General features: G+C 53.8%; 20 protein-coding genes, 6 tRNA genes and 2 other RNA genes. 17 read left to right on the top strand and 11 right to left on the bottom strand.

Features of this window, described 5'->3' with window-relative positions:
* Positions 1 to 33: 33 nt before the first annotated feature.
* On the bottom strand, positions 34 to 999 hold the full coding sequence (gene glk / locus JWF83_RS06700) for a glucokinase (RefSeq protein ID WP_413649413.1): 966 nt from the start codon (positions 997 to 999) through the stop codon (positions 34 to 36).
* A gap of 233 nt (positions 1,000 to 1,232) precedes the next feature.
* Between glk and mgrA the strand changes: the two genes are divergently transcribed.
* Together mgrA and JWF83_RS06690 are read left to right on the top strand one after the other, a co-directional pair.
* Positions 1,233 to 2,222, top strand: a complete 990-nt coding sequence (gene mgrA, locus JWF83_RS06695) for an L-glyceraldehyde 3-phosphate reductase (RefSeq protein WP_413649412.1) — start codon at positions 1,233 to 1,235, stop codon at positions 2,220 to 2,222.
* A 161-nt stretch (positions 2,223 to 2,383) separates the two neighbouring features.
* A complete protein-coding gene (locus tag JWF83_RS06690; RefSeq protein ID WP_413649411.1) occupies positions 2,384 to 2,779 on the top strand; it encodes a DUF2502 domain-containing protein in 396 nt (131 codons plus the stop codon).
* A 47-nt stretch (positions 2,780 to 2,826) separates the two neighbouring features.
* Here JWF83_RS06690 and JWF83_RS06685 read toward each other — a convergent pair whose 3' ends face one another.
* Positions 2,827 to 3,561 (bottom strand): carbonic anhydrase, encoded by a 735-nt coding sequence (locus JWF83_RS06685; protein WP_413649410.1) that lies wholly within the window; start codon positions 3,559 to 3,561, stop codon positions 2,827 to 2,829.
* Positions 3,562 to 3,835: 274 nt separating this feature from the next.
* Positions 3,836 to 5,074 (bottom strand): Nramp family divalent metal transporter, encoded by a 1,239-nt coding sequence (locus JWF83_RS06680; RefSeq protein ID WP_413649409.1) that lies wholly within the window; start codon positions 5,072 to 5,074, stop codon positions 3,836 to 3,838.
* A gap of 359 nt (positions 5,075 to 5,433) precedes the next feature.
* Between JWF83_RS06680 and JWF83_RS06675 the strand changes: the two genes are divergently transcribed.
* Positions 5,434 to 6,618 carry a NupC/NupG family nucleoside CNT transporter gene (locus tag JWF83_RS06675; RefSeq protein ID WP_413649408.1) on the top strand — a complete coding sequence of 395 codons (1,185 nt, stop codon included), beginning with the start codon at positions 5,434 to 5,436 and terminating at the stop codon, positions 6,616 to 6,618.
* Between the two features lie 65 nt (positions 6,619 to 6,683).
* Here JWF83_RS06675 and JWF83_RS06670 read toward each other — a convergent pair whose 3' ends face one another.
* From JWF83_RS06670 to JWF83_RS06660, 3 genes are all read right to left on the bottom strand, one after another.
* Positions 6,684 to 6,977 carry a DUF1493 family protein gene (locus JWF83_RS06670; RefSeq protein ID WP_413649407.1) on the bottom strand — a complete coding sequence of 98 codons (294 nt, stop codon included), beginning with the start codon at positions 6,975 to 6,977 and terminating at the stop codon, positions 6,684 to 6,686.
* 366 nt (positions 6,978 to 7,343) lie between these two features.
* A tRNA-Ala gene (locus JWF83_RS06665) sits at positions 7,344 to 7,419 on the bottom strand.
* Positions 7,420 to 7,464: 45 nt separating this feature from the next.
* Positions 7,465 to 7,540, bottom strand: a tRNA-Ala gene (locus JWF83_RS06660).
* Between the two features lie 423 nt (positions 7,541 to 7,963).
* On the opposite strand from JWF83_RS06660, the gene JWF83_RS06655 reads away from it, so the two are divergent.
* Both JWF83_RS06655 and JWF83_RS06650 read left to right on the top strand, forming a co-directional pair.
* A complete protein-coding gene (locus JWF83_RS06655; RefSeq protein WP_413649406.1) occupies positions 7,964 to 8,752 on the top strand; it encodes a formate/nitrite transporter family protein in 789 nt (262 codons plus the stop codon).
* Between the two features lie 132 nt (positions 8,753 to 8,884).
* Entirely contained in the window at positions 8,885 to 9,238 is a 354-nt protein-coding gene (locus tag JWF83_RS06650; protein ID WP_413649405.1) for a YfeC-like transcriptional regulator, read from the top strand.
* Positions 9,239 to 9,290: 52 nt separating this feature from the next.
* Here the strand turns inward: JWF83_RS06650 and gltX are convergent, their stop codons facing one another.
* Positions 9,291 to 10,706, bottom strand: coding sequence for a glutamate--tRNA ligase (gene gltX, locus JWF83_RS06645; RefSeq protein WP_413649404.1), 1,416 nt, complete (start codon positions 10,704 to 10,706; stop codon positions 9,291 to 9,293).
* 402 nt (positions 10,707 to 11,108) lie between these two features.
* Here gltX and JWF83_RS06640 point away from each other — a divergent pair.
* The 8 genes from JWF83_RS06640 to JWF83_RS06605 all read left to right on the top strand — a co-directional run bounded on the left by JWF83_RS06640 (position 11,109) and on the right by JWF83_RS06605 (position 14,304).
* A tRNA-Val gene (locus JWF83_RS06640) sits at positions 11,109 to 11,184 on the top strand.
* 42 nt (positions 11,185 to 11,226) lie between these two features.
* Positions 11,227 to 11,302 (top strand) — tRNA-Val (locus tag JWF83_RS06635).
* A gap of 61 nt (positions 11,303 to 11,363) precedes the next feature.
* Positions 11,364 to 11,439: transfer RNA gene (locus JWF83_RS06630), tRNA-Val, on the top strand.
* 4 nt (positions 11,440 to 11,443) lie between these two features.
* A tRNA-Lys gene (locus JWF83_RS06625) sits at positions 11,444 to 11,519 on the top strand.
* A 44-nt stretch (positions 11,520 to 11,563) separates the two neighbouring features.
* Positions 11,564 to 11,691: non-coding RNA, RtT sRNA (locus JWF83_RS06620), on the top strand.
* A gap of 44 nt (positions 11,692 to 11,735) precedes the next feature.
* Positions 11,736 to 11,863, top strand: a non-coding RNA gene (locus tag JWF83_RS06615) — RtT sRNA.
* A 329-nt stretch (positions 11,864 to 12,192) separates the two neighbouring features.
* Positions 12,193 to 13,776: a methyl-accepting chemotaxis protein gene (locus JWF83_RS06610; RefSeq protein WP_413649403.1), complete on the top strand. Its 1,584-nt coding sequence runs from the start codon at positions 12,193 to 12,195 to the stop codon at positions 13,774 to 13,776.
* Positions 13,777 to 13,959: 183 nt separating this feature from the next.
* Entirely contained in the window at positions 13,960 to 14,304 is a 345-nt protein-coding gene (locus JWF83_RS06605; RefSeq protein ID WP_413649402.1) for a FlxA-like family protein, read from the top strand.
* Here the strand turns inward: JWF83_RS06605 and JWF83_RS06600 are convergent.
* On the bottom strand, positions 14,301 to 15,221 hold the full coding sequence (locus tag JWF83_RS06600; protein ID WP_413649401.1) for a LysR family transcriptional regulator: 921 nt from the start codon (positions 15,219 to 15,221) through the stop codon (positions 14,301 to 14,303). The two genes, JWF83_RS06605 and JWF83_RS06600, sit on opposite strands and share 4 nt — an antisense overlap.
* 94 nt (positions 15,222 to 15,315) lie before the next feature.
* Here JWF83_RS06600 and JWF83_RS06595 point away from each other — a divergent pair, with 94 nt between their 5' ends.
* The gene (locus tag JWF83_RS06595) at positions 15,316 to 16,338 is read left to right on the top strand and encodes a bile acid:sodium symporter family protein (protein ID WP_413649400.1); all 1,023 of its coding nucleotides are present in this window, start codon (positions 15,316 to 15,318) and stop codon (positions 16,336 to 16,338) included.
* Between the two features lie 70 nt (positions 16,339 to 16,408).
* On the opposite strand, the gene JWF83_RS06590 is transcribed toward JWF83_RS06595, so the two are convergent.
* The 3 genes from JWF83_RS06590 to zipA all read right to left on the bottom strand — a co-directional run bounded on the left by JWF83_RS06590 (position 16,409) and on the right by zipA (position 19,700).
* The gene (locus JWF83_RS06590; protein ID WP_413649399.1) at positions 16,409 to 16,630 is read right to left on the bottom strand and encodes a DUF3820 family protein; all 222 of its coding nucleotides are present in this window, start codon (positions 16,628 to 16,630) and stop codon (positions 16,409 to 16,411) included.
* A 1-nt stretch (position 16,631) separates the two neighbouring features.
* Positions 16,632 to 18,650, bottom strand: a complete 2,019-nt coding sequence (gene ligA, locus JWF83_RS06585) for an NAD-dependent DNA ligase LigA (protein ID WP_413649398.1) — start codon at positions 18,648 to 18,650, stop codon at positions 16,632 to 16,634.
* Between the two features lie 66 nt (positions 18,651 to 18,716).
* Positions 18,717 to 19,700, bottom strand: coding sequence for a cell division protein ZipA (gene zipA, locus JWF83_RS06580; protein ID WP_413649397.1), 984 nt, complete (start codon positions 19,698 to 19,700; stop codon positions 18,717 to 18,719).
* 218 nt (positions 19,701 to 19,918) lie between these two features.
* Here zipA and cysZ point away from each other — a divergent pair, with 218 nt between their 5' ends.
* The 3 genes from cysZ to ptsH all read left to right on the top strand — a co-directional run bounded on the left by cysZ (position 19,919) and on the right by ptsH (position 22,611).
* Complete coding sequence (cysZ, locus tag JWF83_RS06575) at positions 19,919 to 20,677, top strand: sulfate transporter CysZ (protein WP_413649396.1); 759 nt, start codon at positions 19,919 to 19,921, stop codon at positions 20,675 to 20,677.
* Positions 20,678 to 20,841: 164 nt separating this feature from the next.
* On the top strand, positions 20,842 to 21,813 hold the full coding sequence (cysK, locus tag JWF83_RS06570) for a cysteine synthase A (protein WP_413649395.1): 972 nt from the start codon (positions 20,842 to 20,844) through the stop codon (positions 21,811 to 21,813).
* A 540-nt stretch (positions 21,814 to 22,353) separates the two neighbouring features.
* On the top strand, positions 22,354 to 22,611 hold the full coding sequence (gene ptsH / locus JWF83_RS06565) for a phosphocarrier protein Hpr (protein WP_128179220.1): 258 nt from the start codon (positions 22,354 to 22,356) through the stop codon (positions 22,609 to 22,611).
* Positions 22,612 to 22,703 lie beyond the last annotated feature (92 nt).

Genomic DNA, 22,703 nt, shown 5'->3' with positions numbered 1-22,703 from the left:
CTCGCCACTGCCTGCAGAGGGCGTCACCGTCAGTTACAGAACGCGGCCTAAGGTCTGGCGCAGATGCGCCCCGGCACCCAGCAGACCTGGCTGATCGTGCGTGATCAGATAGACCGGAATTTCTGAGACATAATCTTTAAAACGCCCTTTATCTTCAAAGGCCGCGCGGAAACCCGACGCTTTAAAGAACTCAAGGAAACGTGGCACGATGCCACCGGCAATATACACCCCACCGAAGGTCCCCAGCGTCAGCGCCAGATTGCCGCCAAAGCGTCCCATAATCACACAGAACAGCGACAGCGCACGCCGACAGTCAATGCAGCTATCCGCCAGCGCCCGCTCCGTAACATCCCGCGGTTTCAGGTTTTCTGGTACACGGTCATCTGATTTAACAATCGCCCGATAGAGATTAACCAGCCCGCCACCGGAGAGCAGGCGCTCGGCGGAAACATGGCCCAGTTCAGGACGCAGCACTTCGAGGATCAGATCTTCCTCTTCACTGTTGGGTGCAAAATCAACATGGCCGCCCTCGCCCGGCAGACTGATCCAGCGTTTAGCGACATGGACTAAATGCGCCACCCCCAGCCCGGTACCGGCGCCGTAAACCGCAATCGGCCGACCGTCAATCGGCGCTTCGCCACCAAACTGAATCACATCCGCCGCTGACAGCATCGGGATAGCCATCGATACGGCGGTAAAATCGTTAATCACCTCAAGATGCTGCAGACCGAGGTTCGCCTTCATCTGTTTGATGGAAAAGGCCCAGTCGTGATTGGTCATCTCTACCCAGTCTTCCGTCACCGGGCAGGCGATGGCAATGCAGCCATCCTGAATATCCTGTTTCTGCTCATCAAGATAAACGCGAATAACCGCTTCAAGGTTTTCATATTCTGATGTTGAGAAGGTTTTGGCCTGTGAAATGCTGCCGGTTTCCAGTTCGCACAGGGCAAGGCGCGCGTTGGTGCCACCAACATCACCTACCAAAGCATATTTTGTCATTCCGCTGCTGCTCCGTTTAAGTCAATGAGTAACACTATAAATTTCCCCCGATAAAACAACAACGCTCAGCGGGAAGAAAGGTGAAGCCTGAGTCAAAATGGCTGGCGCTATTGTTACCTGTTACGCCGACAGAAAAATCTGTAAGTTGCGATCCGCCGCGCGGATTGGATTAGTGTAACCGCATACACTGCTAAGCTGTATGGCTTCCGCCGTTAAATTGCAGGATTAAAAACATGCACTATCTTCCCGATGCCGGGCGTTATCAACAGATGGAGTATCGCCGCTGTGGACGCAGCGGACTGAGGCTTCCGGCAATCTCTCTCGGTTTATGGCATAACTTTGGCGATAGCACGCTGGTAGATAATAGCCGCAATCTGCTGCGCCATGCTTTTGATCGTGGCATTACCCATTTTGACCTCGCCAATAATTATGGCCCACCACCGGGTTCGGCTGAAGAGAACTTTGGCCGTATTCTGCGTGAAGACTTCCGCCCGTACCGCGATGAATTAATTATTTCGTCGAAAGCGGGCTATACCATGTGGGATGGCCCTTATGGCGACTGGGGTTCGCGCAAATATCTGGTTTCCAGCCTCGATCAAAGCCTGAAACGTATGGGCCTTGAGTATGTCGATATCTTCTATCACCACCGGCCAGATCCGGAAACGCCGCTGGAAGAGACCATGACCGCGCTCGATCATCTGGTGCGCCAGGGGAAAGCGCTGTATGCGGCGATTTCCAACTATCCGGCGCCGCTGGCTGAACAGGCGATCGCCATTCTGCGCGATCTCGGCACCCCATGCCTGATCCATCAGCCAAAATACTCAATGTTTGAACGCACGCCGGAAGCCGGTCTGCTGGATGTGCTGCAACAGGGCGGCGTCGGCAGTATCGCTTTCTCGCCGCTGGCCGGTGGCGTGTTAACCGATCGCTATCTGCAGGGCATTCCCGAAGACTCTCGCGCCGCCAGCGGCAGCCGCTTCCTCAACAGCGAGCAGCTGACCGCAGAGAAAATGGCGAAAGTGCGTCAGCTGAATCAGCTGGCCGGCGAACGCGGCCAGAAATTGTCGCAAATGGCGCTGGCCTGGGTGTTACGCGGCGATCGCGTTACCTCAGTATTAATCGGCGCCAGTAAAACCAGCCAGATTGATGATGCTGTCGGAATGCTGGCTAACCGCCAGTTCAGCGCCCAACAGCTGGAACAGATTGAAGCCATTTTACTCTAGTCGTTCTCCCCGCCATCACTGATGGCGGGCGTTCCCCTCCAGATAAATCCCAAATCAGACTTTCCTCAATTTTTTCAGACGCTACCGGAATGCCAGTGGCGAGATCTCAGGATAGTCTTGCCTGACACAGCGGCGCAGTAAACCGCTGATAAGGAGATAATATGCAACGTGCCATTATTTTTGCCGCCGTACTGGCAAGCTTATCGCCTTTGGCTATTACCACAGCACAAGCCAATAGCGCCGACATCACCATAGCACCTGGCATTACCCTGCATCTGGGCGATCGCGATGATCGCGGACACTACTGGGACGGTGACCGCTGGCGCGATGATCGCTGGTGGCGCGATAATTACCGCTGGAATGAAGGCCGCTGGTGGCGTCAGGAGGAGTGGCGCCGTCATCAGGAATGGGAGCGCCAGCAGGCGTGGCGCGAAGAACAACGTCGTCGCCAATGGGAACATCATCAGCGTGGCCGTGGTCCGGGTGGTCCTGACGAGCATGACCACCGTGGCGGTCCGGGCCCGGACTGGGAAGATCATCGCGGCCACGACCATTAATCAATCGGCCAGCAACGGGCGGCATGACTGCCGCCCGCAGATGACAATCAGAAAAATTCGACGCGGCCGCCCTCCAGATGGTACAGACTGCCGACAATCTTGATCTTTCCTTCGTCTTCCAGTTTTTTCAGCACCGGACTGTCTTTACGGATATCTTCAACGGTCATTTGCACATTGGTTTTAGCCACCGCATCGACAAAACCATAATTATCCCCGCTTCGCTTCCCCTCATAGACGGTTCTGGCAATAGCCGGTTTGATCTTATTCAGCAGGCCGGTCAGGTTGCCTAATTCGGCATTATTAATCGCCCCTTTCACCGCGCCGCAGGAAGTATGCCCCATCACCAGCACCACTTTAGCGCCGGCCAGAGCACAGGCAAATTCCAGACTGCCGAGAATATCGCCGTTTTCAATATTACCCGCCACCCGGGAATTAAAGGTTTCACCGATCCCGGTATCCAGCAAAATTTCCGCCGGCGCGCGTGAATCGATACAGCTCAAAATAACCGCCAGCGGATACTGTCCGGCACGACTGCCGCGCTTCTGCGCCAGGTAATCATGGCGCAACATTTTGCCGTCGCGAAAGCGCTGATTGCCTTTTTTAAAGTGGGTAATAACATCATTCGGTGTCATTTTATCGCGTTGTTCTTTGCTCATTACCGCCGCTACCGATACCGCAGGTAATGTAAACCCGGCCACCCCGGTGACCGCCAGAACAGAAACGGCCGCTATCTGTTTTAACGCCGCCCGGCGATCGGGTTGTTTGGAGAGATGTTCGTTCATGGATGCAGACCTCACAGAGTCGCTATTTGGTCGTCGCCTCCCTTAAACCTGCTTTACGTTGCTTACGTGACTGTTTAATGAAGGCATTGTGCCCCCATCCGGTTGGGAATAAGACCCGGTAAGCAGAAAATAGATTGCATTTCCTGTTGTTGTGGTTAGATCAAGAAAGTGTGGCAGGCGCCAGGAATGGGACGATCCCGGCGAATAGAAATCTTTGCTTACCCAGATAGCATAGGTGAGCTACCGGAGATGAGCAAAAGCCAGCGCTGAGGGCTTACCAGCCGAACGCCATCCCCAGCAGCAGATAGAGATTCAGCGCCACTACCAGCAACACGATCACTCTGCCGGCATTTTGCATCAGACGCGAATTCACCATATCGCCCATGATTTCGCGATTGCCGGTAAAAGCCAGTAGCGGCACCAGCGCCAGCGCGATACCGAAGCTGAGCAATACCTGGCTCATCACCAGAATACGCGTTGGATCCCAGCCCGCCATAATCACGATAAACGACGGCAGCATGGTTACCACGCGCCGTACCCACAGCGGAATATGGAAGCGGATAAACCCCTGCATGACCACCTGTCCCGCCAGAGTACCCACGACGGTTGACGACAATCCGGCGGCAACCAGGCTAAGACTAAATACCGTCGCCGCAGCATGACCCAGCAATGGCTGCAGCGTCAGATAGGCTTGTTCCAGATCGGCAATCCCGCTGTTACCGCTAAAGTGGAATGCCGCGGCCGCCGTTGCCATCATCGCGAGGTTAACAAATCCGGCGATGGTCATGGCAATCGCCACATCCAGCTTGGTCGAGGAGTAGCGTTGCGCACGGCTACTCTTTTCACCAACCTGCGTCAGCGCGGAGTGTAGATAGATGACATGCGGCATAATGGTGGCGCCGAGCACCCCAGCGGCAAGCAGCACCGCATCAGAGGTTGGCAGCGACGGAAACGCCATGCCTTGCAGCAGATCGACCATTTTCGGCTGCGAAAAGAACAGTTCGACAATATAAGCCGCCGCGACAAACAGCAGCAGACCGGCGATCACCAGCTCCAGTGGCTTTTGCCCGCGGCTTTGCAACATCAGGATCAGGAAGGTGGCGATACCGGTCAGCACCGCGCCCTGCAACAGGGAGACGCCGAGCAGTAGCTTAAAGCCAATCGCCGCGCCGATAAATTCCGCCAGATCGGTCGCCATGGCGATAATTTCCGCCTGTACCCAGTAGAGCCATACTGTCGGACGGGGGAAGCGATCGCGAATATGTTCCGCCAGATTTTTCCCGGTAGCGATGCCGAGTTTGGCCGACATCAGCTGGATCAGCATCGCCATAACATTGGCCCACACCACCACCCACAGCAGTTTATAGCCGTAAGAGGCCCCGGCCTGGATATTAGTGGCAAAATTGCCGGGATCGATGTAGCCAATCGCCGCAATAAATGCAGGTCCCAGCAGAGCTAATTTAACTCTTCTGGCTCCGCGTGCTACACGTTCCGCGGTACGGCTCTCTGACATAGTGGTGACCCTTACCTGAACGCTTAACCTTCCTTTAGCATACGGATTGTCAGGCGCGATAGAATTCGATTATGGCTATTGCTGTGATAGCCAGCGCTATAAAGTATAGCCTGTGCTATATAAACAGTGACAATAAATTACTGCTAAAAAATGAGCAATAGATTTCACTGTAAGTTAAATCGCGATGCTTCACAACTCTCGCCTCTTCAGGCGCGTGCTCTCAGGGATGTGATCTATCAAGCTTTTCTGATCTTAGTCATGATAGGTAATTATTATAATGTGGCGAAGATCTCGTTTTTGCGCTCGACGTTACATAGAATACACAGCGAAATATAACCTGCCTCAAATTTGGAGCAATCATGTCCCGTATTCTGCACTTTGCTTTGGCGCTGGGGGTTGTGGCGTTACTGGCCCTACTGGTCAGCAGCGATCGTAAAAACATCCGCGTTCGTTTTGTCATACAGCTGCTGGTGATTGAGGTTCTGCTTGCCTGGTTCTTCCTGAACTCGGAAATCGGCCTCGGATTTGTACAAGGCTTCTCGGGGCTCTTTGAAAAACTGCTGAAATACGCAGCACAGGGAACGGGCTTTGTCTTTGGTGGTATGAATGATAAAGGCCTGGCGTTCTTCTTCCTGAACGTACTCTGCCCTATCGTGTTTATCTCCGCACTGATTGGTATTTTGCAGCATTTCCGCATTCTGCCAGTGATTATCCGTGCGATCGGTACCCTGCTGTCGAAAGTCAACGGCATGGGCAAGCTGGAATCCTTCAATGCGGTAAGCTCGCTGATTTTGGGACAGTCAGAAAACTTTATCGCCTATAAGGATATTCTCGGCAAAATGTCGCAGCGTCGCATGTACACCATGGCCGCCACCGCAATGTCGACGGTTTCCATGTCGATTGTCGGCGCGTATATGACCATGCTGCAGCCAAAGTATGTAGTTGCTGCGCTGATCCTGAATATGTTCAGTACCTTTATCGTGCTGTCGCTGATTAACCCGTACCGTGTGGACAACGAAGAAGATCTGCAACTGAGCAATGCGCATAAAGGCCAGAGCTTCTTCGAGATGCTGGGCGAATATATTCTGGCCGGTTTCAAAGTGGCGATTATCGTTGCGGCGATGCTGATCGGTTTTATCGCGCTGATTTCGGCGATCAATGCGCTGTTTGATACCATTTTCGGCATCAGTTTCCAGGGCATTCTCGGCTATGTGTTCTTCCCGTTTGCCTGGGTAATGGGCGTTCCGGCAAATGAAGCGCTGCAGGTCGGCAGTATTATGGCCACCAAACTGGTTTCTAACGAATTTGTCGCCATGATGGATCTGCAGAAAATCGCCGGTCAGCTGTCACCACGCGGTGAAGGCATCCTGTCCGTGTTCCTGGTCTCTTTCGCCAACTTCTCTTCCATCGGGATTGTCGCCGGTGCGATTAAAGGCCTGAATGAAGAGCAGGGCAATGTGGTTTCGCGCTTCGGCCTGAAACTGCTGTACGGTTCGACGCTGGTCAGCGTACTGTCGGCATCGATTGCCGGTCTGGTACTGTAATCCACAGGGGCCAGGTTCAGCCTGGCCCCTGTGTCGTTATTGTCGCGCCTCTGTGCTGCAGAGGATTAATCGTAGAGCCAGGCGCCAGCCTTTGCTGAGGCGATTAGCATCGCAATCGTCAGCGGCGGAGCGCTTTTTTCCTCACCCGGCGGGAAATAGCGGCGAAAATCTAAATCGCTCTGTTCCAGATGAAAACGCTCAAATATCTCTTCAAGTAATTCCTCCGCCTCTTCCGCATCAATGTTCAACGTATGGTTGAGGGAACACTCGGCCGTCAGGGGCGTTTTATTAAATGCCCACCAGCACCGGCCATGCCAGCTGGCCACCATTTCATAAATCTGCTGTTCAGGACTGTCCATATCTTGCTATCTCCTCGCAAAAGATTCTAAAAAAGCTCACCGGCACTGCCACCGGAACCACCAGCAGAGAAATCAGTGCCATTCAGTTGCGCTGTTGTCTTCATACCGCCCCCGTTGGTTAAACTTTTCTTATGTTATCGGACGTTTTATATACAGTCCAGCAACAAGCTATGCGCGACGGATTATCGCCAGCCAGTGTCCGCCGGTAAAATTTGTCCTGCCGGAGAGGGGGAGTTGCGAAAAAAAGACCAACGAAATCGGGCCAGACGTCATCCACACGGGCTGCAGGCTTAGCACAGGGAAATAAGATTGGCGTTGTTGGCGATTGCGCTACGAAAAGCACAGAGATTGATTAAAAAAAAGAGATGGTGGAGATAAGCGGGATCGAACCGCTGACCTCTTGCATGCCATGCAAGCGCTCTCCCAGCTGAGCTATACCCCCACTACAGAGATGCATTTTTCAGTTCCAAATCTGCTGGTGTAGATTTGGTGGAGCTAAGCGGGATCGAACCGCTGACCTCTTGCATGCCATGCAAGCGCTCTCCCAGCTGAGCTATAGCCCCAAACTGAAAAACAGTGTCGTATCGACGGACGGGATAATATGAGACAGCCTGAAGGGTGTCAACGGCAAATTAGATTTCTGTGGCCGATCGCTGAAAAAGGCGTCAATCCGCCGGCAAATGGCGGAAATTTATCCGGCTGCCGGCAGCCGGTTCCGCGTGTTAACGCTGATGCGGATGAGATTTATGGCGCGGCTGACCACCCGGATAAGATTTATTGCTGACGGCGGCGCAGTGCCGACCGCCAATGTTGCCGCCGGGTTAAAAATGAAATTAAAAGTCGCTTGTTTTTGTTAACGCCTCGTGTAAAACTTCGCGCGCTAATTAATTAACCAATACCCTCCCCTGTTCTGCGCCCGGTGCGCACTGCCAGAAACCAGCGCCGGATATTGGCTATTTTGTATAAACCATCACCCCAGAGCGACTATGTCCTTGCACTCACCCAAAGAAATTGCGGCCATCGCCATCCAGGCGGGAGTGGCGAAAAGTCACGCCCCGGTCTCCACGTTAATCATCCTTGGTTTTATGGCTGGCGCCTTTATCGCCACCGGCTTTTTGCTCGATCTGCATGTTATCTACCAGCTTCCGGCTGAATGGGGGTCATTCAATGGCCTGTTAGGCGCAGCGGTATTCCCGGTGGGCATCATTCTGACAGTACTGGCCGGAGGCGAGCTATTAACCGGCAATATGATGACTATGCCCATCGCCTGGTTCGCCCGGCAGATCAGCGGCCTTAGCGTGCTGCGTAACTGGTTCTGGGTCACGCTGGCAAACTTTATCGGCAGCCTGGCGGTGGCCTGGTTCTTCGGCCATCTGCTGGGCATGACCGAAGGCGACTTTCTGAAAAAAACCGTGGCTATCGCCAGCGCCAAAGTACACGCCGATTTTACCCAGTCGTTTATTTCCGGTATCGGTTGTAACTGGCTGGTGTGCCTGGCGACCTGGCTGGCCTTCGCCAGTAAAGATATGGTCGGCAAAATCTTCGGAATGTGGTTCCCGGTAATGGCATTTGTGGCTATCGGCTTCCAGCACGTGGTCGCCAATATGTTTATTATCCCGGCGGCGATTTTTGCCGGCTATCTCAGTTGGGCGGAGTATCTGCCAAACTTTGCTGCCGTGTTCCTCGGCAATGCGGTTGGCGGCGCGGTATTTGTCGGCCTGGCTTACTTCCTTGCCTTCCGCCAGGCCGCTGAAAGCGCTAACGCCAGCCGCTAAATTCTCCCCGGCCCTTTGCCATCGGGTAAGGGCCAATTTTTGCGTCAGCTCGGATTTTTTTATCCGTTAGTTATTCCTTTAACGAATTATTGTAAGATGTCCTGCTAATACATTCGTTACAGGGACTGAAACGTGAAAAAGGACTGGTTAACACCTGAAGAGCTGGCTAAGGTGACGGGCTATAGCCGTCAAACCATCAACAAATGGATTAAACGAGAAAGTTGGACCACTGCGCCAAAACCCGGGGTTCAGGGTGGTAAAGCGCGGATGATTCACATTGATGAGCGGGTTAAGGAATTTCTGAAATCCACACGCCATGCCACCGAACCTTCGGCGTCCTACGTGGTAAATCAGAACCCATTACCTGGCTTGTTAATTACCTCTTTGCAGCAGATGACGCCGGAAGAGCAGGCGAAACTGGCGGCATTGCTGGTACGCGAAGGTATTCAGGGCATTTTAATGCGTCTGGGAATTAGCGAAGGGTAAAAAAAAACCGGAAGCAACCTTGCTGCTTCCGGTTTTTTTATTCATCGCCTGATTAAGCCTGGGCTTCGCGTTCCGCGATATAAGCCAGTGCTTGCTCAATGCGCGCCACCGAACGTGACTTACCGATCGCATGAACCGTAACGTCCAGCGCCGGGGACTGGCCGGCACCGGTCACCGCGACACGTAACGGCATGCCAACCTTGCCCATTCCCACTTCCAGCTCATCCGCCGTCGCCTGAATGGCGTGGTGCACATTTTCGGCTGTCCAGTCAGCGATGGCTGACAGTTTGTCACGCACCACTTCTAGCGGCTGACGCGCCACCGGGCGCAGATGTTTTTTCGCCGCATCGGCATCAAACTGGTCAAAATCTTCGTAGAAGTAGCGGCAGGTCGCAGCCATCTCTTTCAGCGTTTTACAGCGCTCACCCAGCAGTTTTACCAGCTGAGCCAGTTCCGGGCCGTTACGCGTATCAATATTTTCCTGCTCAATATGCCATTGCAGGTGGGTCGCGACATATTCCGGCGCCAGCGAGTTAATGTAGTGATGGTTCAGCCACTGCAGTTTCTCGGTGTTAAAGGCGCTGGCAGATTTGCTTACCGCGTCGAGATCAAACAGCTTTTTCATCTCGTCAATGGTGAAAATCTCCTGGTCGCCATGGGACCAGCCGAGACGCACCAGGTAGTTCAGCAATGCTTCCGGCAGATAACCGTCATCACGATACTGCATCACGCCGACGGCGCCGTGACGTTTGGAGAGCTTTTTACCGTCATCGCCAAGGATCATCGACACATGCGCATATACCGGCACCTGGGCGCCAATCGCTTGCAGAATATTAATCTGGCGCGGGGTATTGTTGATATGGTCTTCGCCACGAATCACATGGGTGATTTCCATATCCCAGTCATCGATCACCACGCAAAAGTTATAGGTCGGCGCCCCGTCGGTGCGACGGATAATCAGATCGTCCAGCTCCTGGTTGCTGAATTCAATCGGCCCGCGGATCTGATCGTCAAAAATAACCGAGCCTTCCTGCGGGTTGCGAAAACGCACCACGCAAGGCTCATCAGCAGCATGATGCTGGTGGCTGTCGCGGCAACGGCCGTCGTAGCGTGGCTTCTCGCCATTGGCCATCTGGTTTTCACGCAGCGCTTCCAGACGCTCCTTCGAGCAATAGCATTTATATGCGCTGCCCGCCTCTAACATCTCATCAATCACCGCGTTGTAGCGATCGAAACGTTTGGTCTGATAGTACGGACCCTCATCCCAGTCGAGGCTCAACCAGTTCATACCGTCCATAATGGCGTCGATAGCCTGCTGAGTGGAGCGTTCCAGATCGGTATCTTCAATACGCAGAACGAACTCACCGCCATGATTGCGGGCAAACAGCCAGGAATAGAGTGCGGTACGAGCGCCACCAACGTGCAGATAGCCGGTCGGGCTGGGGGCAAAACGGGTTTTGATTTTCATTAAACGATGCCTTATTACGCGGATGCTCTGACGATTGCCAGTAAACACTAATTATCCCCTAAATCATTCAGGTTGCAGGAGGACGGCAGGCACGGGAGCCATTAATGGCTCCCCTACACAGATAGGGGCGGCATTGATGCCGCCCGCTTAGCCAGCGCCGCTGCAGCCTGAAGTATCACGGGCATAGTGCTGAATCTTGTGCCTGCATTCTATCACCTGACAGCGATTCCTCAACGGCCTTACCTGACCTGTCGATCAGATATGGCGCAATATCGCACAAGAAAACAGTGCTTTTGCTTAAAACGGCGACATCCTGACTAAATTTAAGACGAACGATCATTTTCGTTTTAAAAATCGTTGACTCACTTCGAAGGATCCCTATAATGCGACTCCACACAGCGGGGGTGATTAGCTCAGTTGGTAGAGCATCTCCTTTACACGGAGGGGGTCGGCGGTTCGAGCCCGTCATCACCCACCATCCTTTACGATGGCCGCAGTGTGAGCAGGAAAGTTGAGACATGGGCGATTAGCTCAGTTGGTAGAGCATCTCCTTTACACGGAGGGGGTCGGCGGTTCGAGCCCGTCATCGCCCACCATGACTCAGCACACGACAGTTTTTTAGTAAATTTGCGTGTCTTGCTATAGCAGTAACGAAATGGGTGATTAGCTCAGTTGGTAGAGCATCTCCTTTACACGGAGGGGGTCGGCGGTTCGAGCCCGTCATCACCCACCATTTCGGGTCGTTAGCTCAGTTGGTAGAGCAGTTGACTTTTAATCAATTGGTCGCAGGTTCGAATCCTGCACGACCCACCAAATTAAGAAAAAAGCACCCTTTGGGTGCTTTTTTCGTTTCTGAACACCGGAATTATTCGTGCGGGGTTCGAACCTGCCGCAGGTTCGGGTCGAGCGTATGCGAGACAACGTTGCCGCAGGCAACGGCCCGAAGGGCGAGGCCAACGGCCGAGTTATCCTGCACGACCCACCAAATTAAGAAAAAAGCACCCTTTGGGTGCTTTTTTCGTTTCTGAACACCGGAATTATTCGTGCGGGGTTCGAACCTGCTGCAGGTTCGGGTCGAGCGTATGCGAGACAACGTTGCCGCAGGCAACGGCCCGAAGGGCGAGGCCAACGGCCGAGTTATCCTGCACGACCCACCAAATTAAGAAAAAAGCACCTTTGGGTGCTTTTTTCGTTTCTGAACACCGGAATTATTCGTGCGGGGTTCGAACCTGCTATTTATGTGATCCGCTTCAAACTTTCCCGGCAATACAACACACTTCAAAAAATCTTATCAAGTTCCCGGCGGTTATGCCGATTTTAACAGCCTCGACGAGCGTAAAAAATGCGCCCTGTGTTCCGCTAAACATCGCCAAACGTTCTCGATAACCGGGTGTTAATTTGATAATTAAAAACAGTAAGTTATCGCGGAACAAATGGTGTTTTCAGCTATCCGCGTTGCTGCATTCAATTCAGAGGGAATCATGTGATGGCATCAGTGAAAAATATGAAAGTCGGCGCTCGCCTTGGCGCAGCATTCAGTTTGGTGATTCTATTGTTAATTATTGTCAGCGTCACGGCCGTGGTGAAGATCGGTAATATTAACCATGCGATTGATAGCATCGTTAATGACCGCTTTCTCAAAGTCCGCCTGGCATTTGAAGTTCGCGACGGCGTGAATGACCAGATAAAATTTTTGCGTGGCATTGTGATCGATACCAACCGGCCGCAATTTAATGAAACCCGCTTTGGCAGCCTTGCCGATGCCACCAAAGCAACCAATGTCTCCATTGAAAAAATCGCCAGATTACAAACTACGGAAGCGGGTCAGAAGAAAGTTCAGCTGCTGAAAGATGCCGCACAGGCATTTGAAAACGACAGGCAGGAGTTGCTGACGATGGTTCGTGCCGGCAAATTGGATGACGCAGGCAATTATGCCCTGAGAAAAATTACCACCTCACAGAATGCCTTTCTGGATACCGCGGTAAAGTTCGCCGATTCTCAGTCTCAGCAGTTACAGTCGGAAGGCACGCAAGCCGTCGCTGACGGCTCTACCGCGATTAACGTCACCCTTATCTGCTCCGTACTGGCGATTATTGCCGCTATCCTGCTGGGCTATTTCCTGACGCTGTCGATTGTGCGTCCGCTGCGTGAAGCGGTCGGTATTGCCGAAAATGTCGCTGCGGGCGATCTGCGCACCACTATTCGCGTGACCTCGACTGACGAAACCGGGCAGTTGATGCAGGCGCTGAAAAACATGAATGACAACCTGCTTAAAATTGTCACGGAAGTGCGCGCGGGCACCGATTTGATTGCCCATGCCTCCAGTGAGATTTCTGCCGGCAATATTGACCTCTCCTCCCGTACCGAGCAACAGGCCAGTTCGCTGGAAGAGACCGCCTCCGCCATGGAACAGATGACCTCAACCGTGAAGCTCAATGCGGATAATGCGCGTCAGGCTAACCAGCTGGCGGCACAGGCATCAAAAGTCGCAGTGCAGAGTGGCGATGCGGTGAAACAGGTGGTCAGCACCATGGCGATGATTAACGGCTCGTCGAAGAAAATCGTCGATATCATCAGCGTGATTGATGGTATTGCCTTCCAGACCAATATCCTGGCGCTGAACGCTGCGGTAGAAGCCGCGCGTGCGGGCGAGCAAGGACGTGGCTTTGCGGTGGTGGCCTCCGAAGTGCGCAGTCTGGCGCAGCGTTCGGCTTCCGCAGCCAAAGAGATTGCTCAGCTGATCGGCGATTCGGTCGCCAGAGTCGATGAAGGGGGTCAGCAGGTCGCCAAAGCCGGCGCCACGATGGAGGAAGTGCTCGCCAGCGTGAACAGCGTAACGGCGATTATGGGCGAAATCTCCATCGCCAGCGCCGAGCAAAGCAGCGGAATTGGCGAGATCAATATGGCGATTACCCAAATGGATCAGGTCACTCAGCAAAATGCGGCGCTGGTGAATCAGTCTGCAGCGGCGGCACAATCGATGCAGGAGCAGGCCGGGCAACTTTCTCAGATCATCCGGGTGTTTAAAGTCAACGAACCCGCCAGCCTCGGGCAGCGTTCTATCGGATAAACGGCGCCCTGGTATTCAAAAGGAGCCAGTCATGGCTCCTTTCTGCGAAAGGACAGAAAGGGTGGCATAAATGCCCCTGCCTGATTATTACGACTTCCTTGCAAAACTTTAACACTTTCCTCTCTCAAGCTTCCTCATCCCCGTTCCGATACTCGTATTGATGAACTGTAAACGGAGGAAAAAATGTCATCAATCACTAGTATAGGTCAAAGCAGCGGTAGTAGTGCCAGCAGCGGGGGCAGTAGTGTTGCATCACAAATCGCCAGCCTGACTAAACAGATCCAAAATCTTACCCAGCAAGTGAAAGAGCTGTCAGACTCCAGTGAACTGACTGACGAGCAAAAAGCAGAACAGCAACAGATGCTGGAATCGCAAATCCAAATGCTGCAAGTGCAAATTGCTCAACTACAACAGGCGCAAACGGAGAAAGCTCAGGCAACAGAAGAGACATCAACAACCGCCAGTCAGGCTATTGCAGATGGCGTTAATCGCCCAACCGAGCGCAATTCACTAAACGTTTATATTTAAAACGCTGGTGCAATTTCTCTCTGACGCGTCAGCAGGGCTGCCTGCTGACGCACTTCCTGCCAGATCGCCTCGGCTGCCGGCGATAATGAACGATTTTTGCGTCGTATCAGCATCAGCGTACGGTTAATTTCCGGCAGGATGCGCCTGACCATTAGCGGACGCCCTTCCGGCAGCGGTAACGCCAGCGCCGGTAAGATACTGATGCCAATACCGGCTTCCACCATCGGATACAGCGTCGCCGGGTGACCAATCTCCTGCACAATTTCCGCCTGCACCCGTTGTCCACGCAATGCTTCGTCAATTAACAAGCGACTACCGGAAGCATAATCCTGCAGCACCATGGTACGGCCATTCAGCATGCTCCAGTGGATCTCAGCGGCGCTGGCCAGCACATCATCGCGCCGGCATAACAGCAGAAAGGGCTCATCAAGAATCGGTTCATACTGAAAATCGGGCGACTGCAGCGGGCCGATAACAATGCCAAAATCCACTTCGGCATTGCGCACGCTCTGCAATACCCACTGCTGCGGGCGATCGCGCAGCATCACTTTGATATCCGGGTAAGCCTGCTGGCTGGCGGCAAGGCATTGCGGCATTAAATGCGCTGAAATAGTCTGGCTGGCGGCGACACGCACCGTACCGCTGCGCTGCTGCCCATAGCTGCGCACATCCAGCAGGGTGGTGTTCAGCTCTTCCAGCAGGCGTTCCAGCCGCGTAGCCAGCTGTTGCCCTGCGGCGGTCAGCATAACTTCACGCGTGGTGCGGTCCAGCAGGCGAATGCCCATTTCCGCTTCCAGCTCTTTGATACTGTGGCTGACCGCCGACTGACTCAGCCCGATGGTCTGACCGGCCTGACTGAAACTGCCATGCCGGGCGACGGCGACAAAAACCCGCAGCTGGCGAATGCTATAATTCATCGATTTTATTCATATATGAATTCAATAAATCAATTTTATTTCTAAAACTGTCCGATGCACAATAGGCGGATAGTTATTTAACCAGGCATTAACAATGGGTATTCTCAGACTTGATCCGCTGATGGTAAAACTGATTATCACCGTATTACTGGCCAGCTTTCTGCCAGCACGCGGTGACTTCGTGGTGTTTTTCCACTGGCTCACGACGGCCGCGATTGCGCTGCTGTTTTTTATGCATGGCGCTAAGCTGTCACGCGAGAAAATTATTGCCGGCAGCAGCCACTGGCGTCTGCATCTGTGGGTGATGTTCAGCACCTTTGTGCTGTTTCCGCTGGTCGGCCTGCTGTTTACCTGGTGGCATCCGGTAGATATCGGCGAGGATATTTATACCGGCTTTATGTATCTCTGCATTTTGCCCGCGACGGTACAGTCGGCTATCGCCCTCACCTCGCTGGCCGGGGGCAACGTTGCCGCAGCGATTTGCAGCGCATCGGCATCCAGCCTGCTCGGGGTATTTATCTCCCCGCTGCTGGTGCATCTGGTGATGAATGTCCACAGTGACTATGCCGGCGGCAGCCTTGGGCAGATTGGTAATATTATGCTGCAACTGTTGCTGCCATTTGTGCTGGGGCATCTGTCACGTCGCTGGATTGGCGGCTGGGTGGAGAAACATCGTGGCCTGATTGGCAAAACCGACCAGACGTCGATTCTGCTGGTGGTCTATTCCGCCTTCAGCGAAGCGGTGGTGAATGGCATCTGGCATCGTGTCGGCGTTACCACGCTGCTGTTTATCCTCGCCGTCAGCCTTGGCCTGCTGTTGATTATTCTGACGATTAACCTGCTGGCGGCGCGCCTGTTCGGCTTTAACCGCGCCGATGAGATTACCATTCTGTTCTGTGGATCGAAGAAGAGCCTGGCGAATGGCGTGCCGATGGCCAATATTCTGTTCCCGGCAGCCGCGGTGGGGATCATTGTGCTGCCGCTGATGATTTTCCATCAGGTACAGCTGATGGTGTGCTCAATCATCGCCCAGCGTTACAAGAAAAAGGGCGAAGCCGAAACGGCCCAAAAGCTGTCGACCCGCAGCGGTAAAGCGGTGGTTGAATCGCAGAAGTGAGCACAGGGGAGCCATATGGCTCCCGCTACGATGATGTGCGCCACGGCGCCAGGTTGGGGAAACGCCGCGGTTAGGTTCGGTCACGTCTGAGGGGCTTCACCAGACCTTCAAGCCCCTCGATTTTAATTGCCAGCGTCAGCTGCATCAGTTCGCCAAGATGCCCGACAGGGAACTCATCCTTGCGGGCGAACCATAGCAGATAAGCTTCCGGCAGGTCGATCAGCACCCGCCCCTGATACTTGCCGAATGGCATCACGGTATTGGCAATTTCAATCAGGTTCTCTTTTTCCATATTAATCACCCAGTAAACGAATCATTTCGGCTTCATCAATCACCTCAATGCCCAGTTCCTGCGCTTTCGCCAGCTTGGAGCCTGCCGCTTCACCGGCAATCACCAGATCGGTTTTCTTCGATACGCTGCCACTGACTTTCGCGCCCAGCGCCACTAATCTGGCTTTGGCATCATCACGCGACATAATATTCAGCGTGCCGGTCAGTACCAACGTTTTTCCGGCAAACGGGCTGTCGATCCCGGCAACATCCACCACTTCCACCGCCGGCCAGTGAATGCCGATATCCTCGACCAGCTGGCGAATCACTTCACGGTTGCTCTCTTCTTCCATAAAGTTGCGCAGATGGCTGGCAACCACCTTGCCGACATCCGGCACCGCGAGTAACGCATCCAGATCGGCAGCCATAATCTTCTCCAGCGTACCAAAATGGGCCGCCAGATTAGCCGCGGTGGCTTCGCCAACCTCACGAATGCCCAGCGCATAAAGAAAACGCGCCAGCGTGGTCTGCTTCGATTTATTCAGTGCATCAACGGTGTTCTGCGCCGATTTCGGCCCCATGCGATCCAGGCCGGTCAGCACGCCGGCGCTAAGACGGAACAGATCGGCCGGCGTTTTAACATACTCTTTCTCTACCAGTTGATCGATAATCTTGTCGCCCATGCCATCGACATCCAGCGCCCGGCGCGAAACAAAATGCTTCAGCGCCTCTTTGCGTTGCGCACCGCAAATCAGGCCGCCGGTGCAGCGCGTCACCGCTTCGCCCTCAACGCGTTCCACATCGGAACCGCACACCGGACAGTGGGTGGGGAAGCAGATTTCGCGGCTGTCGGCAGGTCGCGCGGATTCGACCACGCCAACCACCTGCGGGATCACATCCCCGGCGCGACGGATCACCACCTGGTCGCCAATACGCAAGCCAAGACGTTCGATTTCATCGGCGTTATGCAGCGTGGCATTACTGACCATCACCCCCGCCACCAGCACCGGCTCAAGACGGGCTACGGGCGTAATCGCGCCGGTGCGGCCAACCTGAAACTCAACGTCACGGACGGTGGTTATCTGCTCCTGCGCCGGGAATTTAAACGCCACGGCCCAGCGCGGCGCACGTGCGACAAATCCCAGTTGCTCCTGCAACTGCTGAGAATCGACTTTAATCACCACGCCGTCGATATCAAAACCGAGAGTTGGCCGTTCCGCTTCCACCTGACGATAAAAGGCCAGCACCTCTTCGGCGTTATGACACAGACGTATGCGATCGCTTACCGGCAACCCCCAGGCTTTCAGCTGCTGTAAACGCTGCCAGTGGCTGCCGGGCATCTCGCCGCCCTCCAGCAGGCCCACGCCGTAACAGAAGAACGTCAGGGGACGTTTGGCGGTGATACGCGGATCCAGCTGACGCAGCGATCCCGCCGCCGCATTACGCGGATTGGCAAAAACTTTATTGCCGCTACGTCGCGCTTCGTCATTCAGTTTTTCAAAACCGGCCTGCGGCAAAAACACTTCGCCCCGCACTTCAATGCGCGCCGGAATATTGTCGCCATGCAGGCGCAAAGGAATCGCCCGGATAGTGCGGACATTGGCGGTAATGTTCTCACCGGTAGTGCCGTCGCCGCGCGTCGCGGCACGCACCAGCAGCCCCCCTTCATACAGCAGACTCACCGCCAGCCCGTCCAGCTTCAGCTCACAGCAGAAGGTGATGTCATCGCTGCTTTTCAGTCGATCCTGCACTCGCTTGTTAAACGCCAGGTAAGTCGCCTCATCAAAGGCGTTGTCGAGCGACAGCATTGGCACTTCATGGCGCACCTGCTCAAAAGCACTGAGCGGCGCGGCACCGACACGCTGCGTCGGAGAATCCGGGGTAATAAGTTCAGGATGTTGCTGTTCCAGCTCACGCAGCTCACGCATCAGGCGATCGTATTCCGCATCCGGCACTTCGGGCGCATCCAACACGTGATACAGGTATTCATGATGAGCAAGCGTGGTTCGCAAATGGGTGATTTTGTCTTGTATGGATTCCATAACGCACCATCGGAGATAAAAAACCCCCGACAGGCGGGGGTTTGGGGAGAATAATTAAAACGGCTGTCAGGCGTTGGCGTCAATAACGTCGCGAATACGCGCCTTATAAGTTTCCAGCTTCTGCGGCGTCATCATACGACGCTCGTCATCCAGCACCACGCCGCCAACGTCGTCGGCAATACGCTGGGCCGATTGCAGCATCAGCTTAAAGTTCTGGTGGGCGTCGCCATAAGACGGCACCATCATAAAAATCGACACGCCAGGCGTAGAGAAATCCGACATTTCATCCGGGTTAAATGAGCCCGGCTTCACCATATTCGCCAGACTGAACAATACCGGGCCACTGCCCGACGGATTCAGATGGCGATGGAAGATATTCATTTCGCCAAACTGGAAACCGGCCTGCAGCACCCCCTGCAGCAAGGCTTCGCCGTTGAGCACGCCACCCGCATGGGCCGCGACATGCAGAACCAGCACCGTCTCTTTGCTGCGCGCTTTGGCCGGCTCAGGTTCCGCGACCGGCTGTGGCTTCGGCGCTTCAGCCTCGTTATATTCCGGCTCATCATCCAGCAGCGGATCAAATTGCGGCTCAGCCTTCACCGGCCGCGGCGCTGACTGACGCGCAGCTGGCGCGCGACGCGACGCATCAGCCACCGGCGGCGCTTTCGGCTTCGGTGGCGCCGCATAAGGCGGTTCAGCATCGAACAGCGGATCAAGCTCAGGCTGCTCTTCAACCGCTGGCACATGACGCACGGGCTCAGGCTGTTTGCGTGGCGCAGGCTGACGTGGCGGTTCATCGTCCTTAGCCGCATCAAAGCCACCGAATGACGGCTCATCGTGCTGAGAGGTTGAACGGCGCACGCGCACTTCACCCACGCCTTCATCTTCGTCGGCCGGGCCCTGCTGTTTGTCTTGCTTTAAACGCTTGTGCGGGCGATCACGAAAAACGGATGAGCGCTCTTTACGACTGGTCCACAGGCCGTGAAGAAGAAGCGCTATTATGGCGATCGCGCCAACAACGATTAATATCAGACGCAAATCCTGCATCATTGTATTCTCTGTTGTTCCAATACCTTGCCACCGCGGCAAACTTTATCCTCTAACTGTATTTGCCCCAGTACACAAGTGCAAGTCTGTGCACTATTTTCTGACAAATTAGATAGCGTCAGCACGCTTTTTCGCTGTTTTTTCATCCAATCACCCGCTGGTCAGAGTAAAAAGCTGCGATATGATAACCTTGCGCTACTGCCAAAAGGAGAAAGCTGTCGATGGCGACTAAGAAAATTCTTAAAGAACATAACGGTATTCACTACTTCAGACAAGGCTGGAATCTGATCCGCCTGCCTGGCATTCGTCGCTTCGTCATTCTGCCGCTGCTGATCAATATTTTACTAATGGGCGGCGCCTTTGTCTGGTTATTTTATCGTCTCGGACAATGGATCCCGACACTGATGGCCCATATTCCCGACTGGCTTCAGTGGTTAAGCTATCTGCTGTGGCCGGTGACGGTGATTTCGATTGTGCTGGTATTCAGTTATCTGTTTTCCACCGTCGCCAACTGGATTGCCGCCCCGTTCTGCGGTCTGCTGGCGGAACAGCTTGAAGCACGACTGACCGGTGAATCACTGCCCGACAGCGGCTGGGTCGGAATCATGAAAGATATCCCGCGCATTATGAAACGCGAATGGCAAAAGTTTGCCTGGTATTTGCCACGGGCGCTGGGGCTGTTGTTGCTCTATTTTATCCCCGGCTTTGGCCAGACAGTGGCGCCGGTGCTGTGGTTCCTGTTCAGCGCCTGGATGCTGTCGATCCAGTATTGCGATTACCCGTTTGATAACCACAAAGTGAGCTTTCAGCAGATGCGCACTGCCCTGCGTCAGCATAAAACCGACAATATGCAGTTTGGCGCGCTGGTCAGCCTGTTTACCATGATCCCACTGCTTAATCTGGCGATTATGCCGGTGGCGGTTTGTGGCGCCACCGCAATGTGGGTTGATCGTTATCGTAACCAGCACCGGATACAGTAATGTGACGGGGCCATCCATGGCCCCCTCCCCGGCTGAGGCTTATGCCATTTTTTCAGGCCTTATTTCAGCCAATCATATACATATACGATTTCTTTCCTTCCGCGCTGAATATGAAAGGGTATGCTCTTAGCGTTGCCAAAATTTCATCCAGTTAAGGACGGGCTATGAGTAAGATCTATGAAGACAACTCTCTGACAATCGGTCATACGCCGCTGGTTCGACTGAACCGCATCGGTAATGGGCGCATTCTGGCGAAGGTAGAATCCCGTAACCCAAGTTTCAGCGTCAAATGCCGTATCGGTGCCAATATGATTTGGGACGCTGAAAAACGTGGCATTCTGAAACCCGGCATTGAGCTGGTTGAACCCACCAGTGGGAACACCGGTATCGCGCTGGCTTACGTCGCTGCCGCACGTGGTTACAAGTTAACCCTGACCATGCCGGAAACCATGAGTGTCGAGCGCCGCAAGCTGCTGAAAGCGCTGGGGGCGAATTTGATCCTGACCGAAGGCGCCAAAGGCATGAAAGGCGCGATTGCCAAAGCCGAAGAGATTGTGGCTGGCGATCCGGATAAATTTGTCTTGCTGCAACAGTTCAGCAATCCGGCAAACCCGGAAATTCACGAAAAAACCACCGGCCCGGAAATCTGGGAAGACACCGATGGCGAAGTGGATGTGTTTATTGCCGGCGTCGGCACTGGCGGTACGCTGACCGGCGTGACGCGTTACATTAAAAATACCAAAGGTAAAACCGATCTGATTTCCGTCGCCGTCGAGCCTGTTGATTCGCCGGTGATTGCCCAGGCGCTGGCCGGTGAAGAGATTAAACCGGGCCCGCACAAAATTCAGGGTATCGGCGCAGGCTTTATCCCAGGCAACCTCGATCTGAAACTTATCGATCGCGTGGTGGCGATTACCAACGAAGAAGCCATCTCGACCGCACGTCGTCTGATGGAAGAAGAAGGGATTCTGGCGGGTATCTCTTCCGGCGCGGCTGTCGCGGCGGCGCTGAAACTGCAGGAAGATGAAGCCTTTGCTAACAAGAACATCGTGGTGATCCTGCCCTCTTCCGGTGAACGCTATCTCAGTACCGCACTGTTTGCCGATCTGTTTACCGAGAAAGAGCTGCAGCAGTAAGTTTTCACCGCAGGCAGCGGTTTTTTTCGGCAAATGGCGCGATAATATTCGGGCAAAACGCTCCTCTGTGGAGCGTTTTTTTATGGCGCTACGGATTAGTCTGATTTGTGCCCAAAAAATCCATCCCTTTCCGGACTCAGGGCGAGGGTAAAAACCAGCGAATTTAATGTGGCACAAGGTGCTTAATCCCTCTTTTTTGTGACCGCCATCAAACTTTAGTGGGGGTACAGATTGATTTTACCCCGTCGGGTCTGGTATTTAAGCTGCCAATTATTTCGATCCACAAAATTAATCGCCGCGCGAGATGGATCACGCTGAATCGATTTACTGATTTGGCGCAGCAACACAAAGCGCGGCATAATGGGAAGTGGATCAGTGACGCACTGAGCGGATTATTGCGGCGCTGCATCTTATACCCTTAATTGCGCATTTTTTGGCGAGTTCTGTACTCATGCCAGCGCGACCAACACAGGCTAAAGTTCGGCCTCCAGGCTAGACTTTAGATCCACAACACCAAACCAATTAAGTTGGGGAAACATAATGTTCCAGCAAGAAGTTACAATTACCGCACCAAACGGTCTGCACACTCGCCCGGCTGCACAGTTCGTTAAAGAAGCTAAAGGCTTCGCTTCTGAAATCACCGTTACCTCTAATGGTAAATCTGCCAGCGCTAAAAGCCTGTTTAAACTGCAGACTCTGGGCCTGACTCAGGGCACCGTAGTGACACTGTCTGCGGAAGGTGAAGATGAGCAACAAGCGGTTGAGCATCTGGTTAAACTGATGGCCGAGCTCGAGTAAGTCAGTCGCCCGGTCCGTCGGGGCAACTGTTTGATCAGGCAGAAGTGAGTGCAAATATTTTGATCGCGGACATCACGTCCGCGTTGTTGCTT

The organism is Pantoea sp. B65 (genome assembly GCF_047308185.1).
In the GTDB taxonomy this organism is placed as follows: Bacteria; Pseudomonadota; Gammaproteobacteria; order Enterobacterales; family Enterobacteriaceae; genus Erwinia.
Note: the sequence above shows the minus strand (reverse complement) of the source record. Positions and strands in the feature narration are given on the sequence as shown.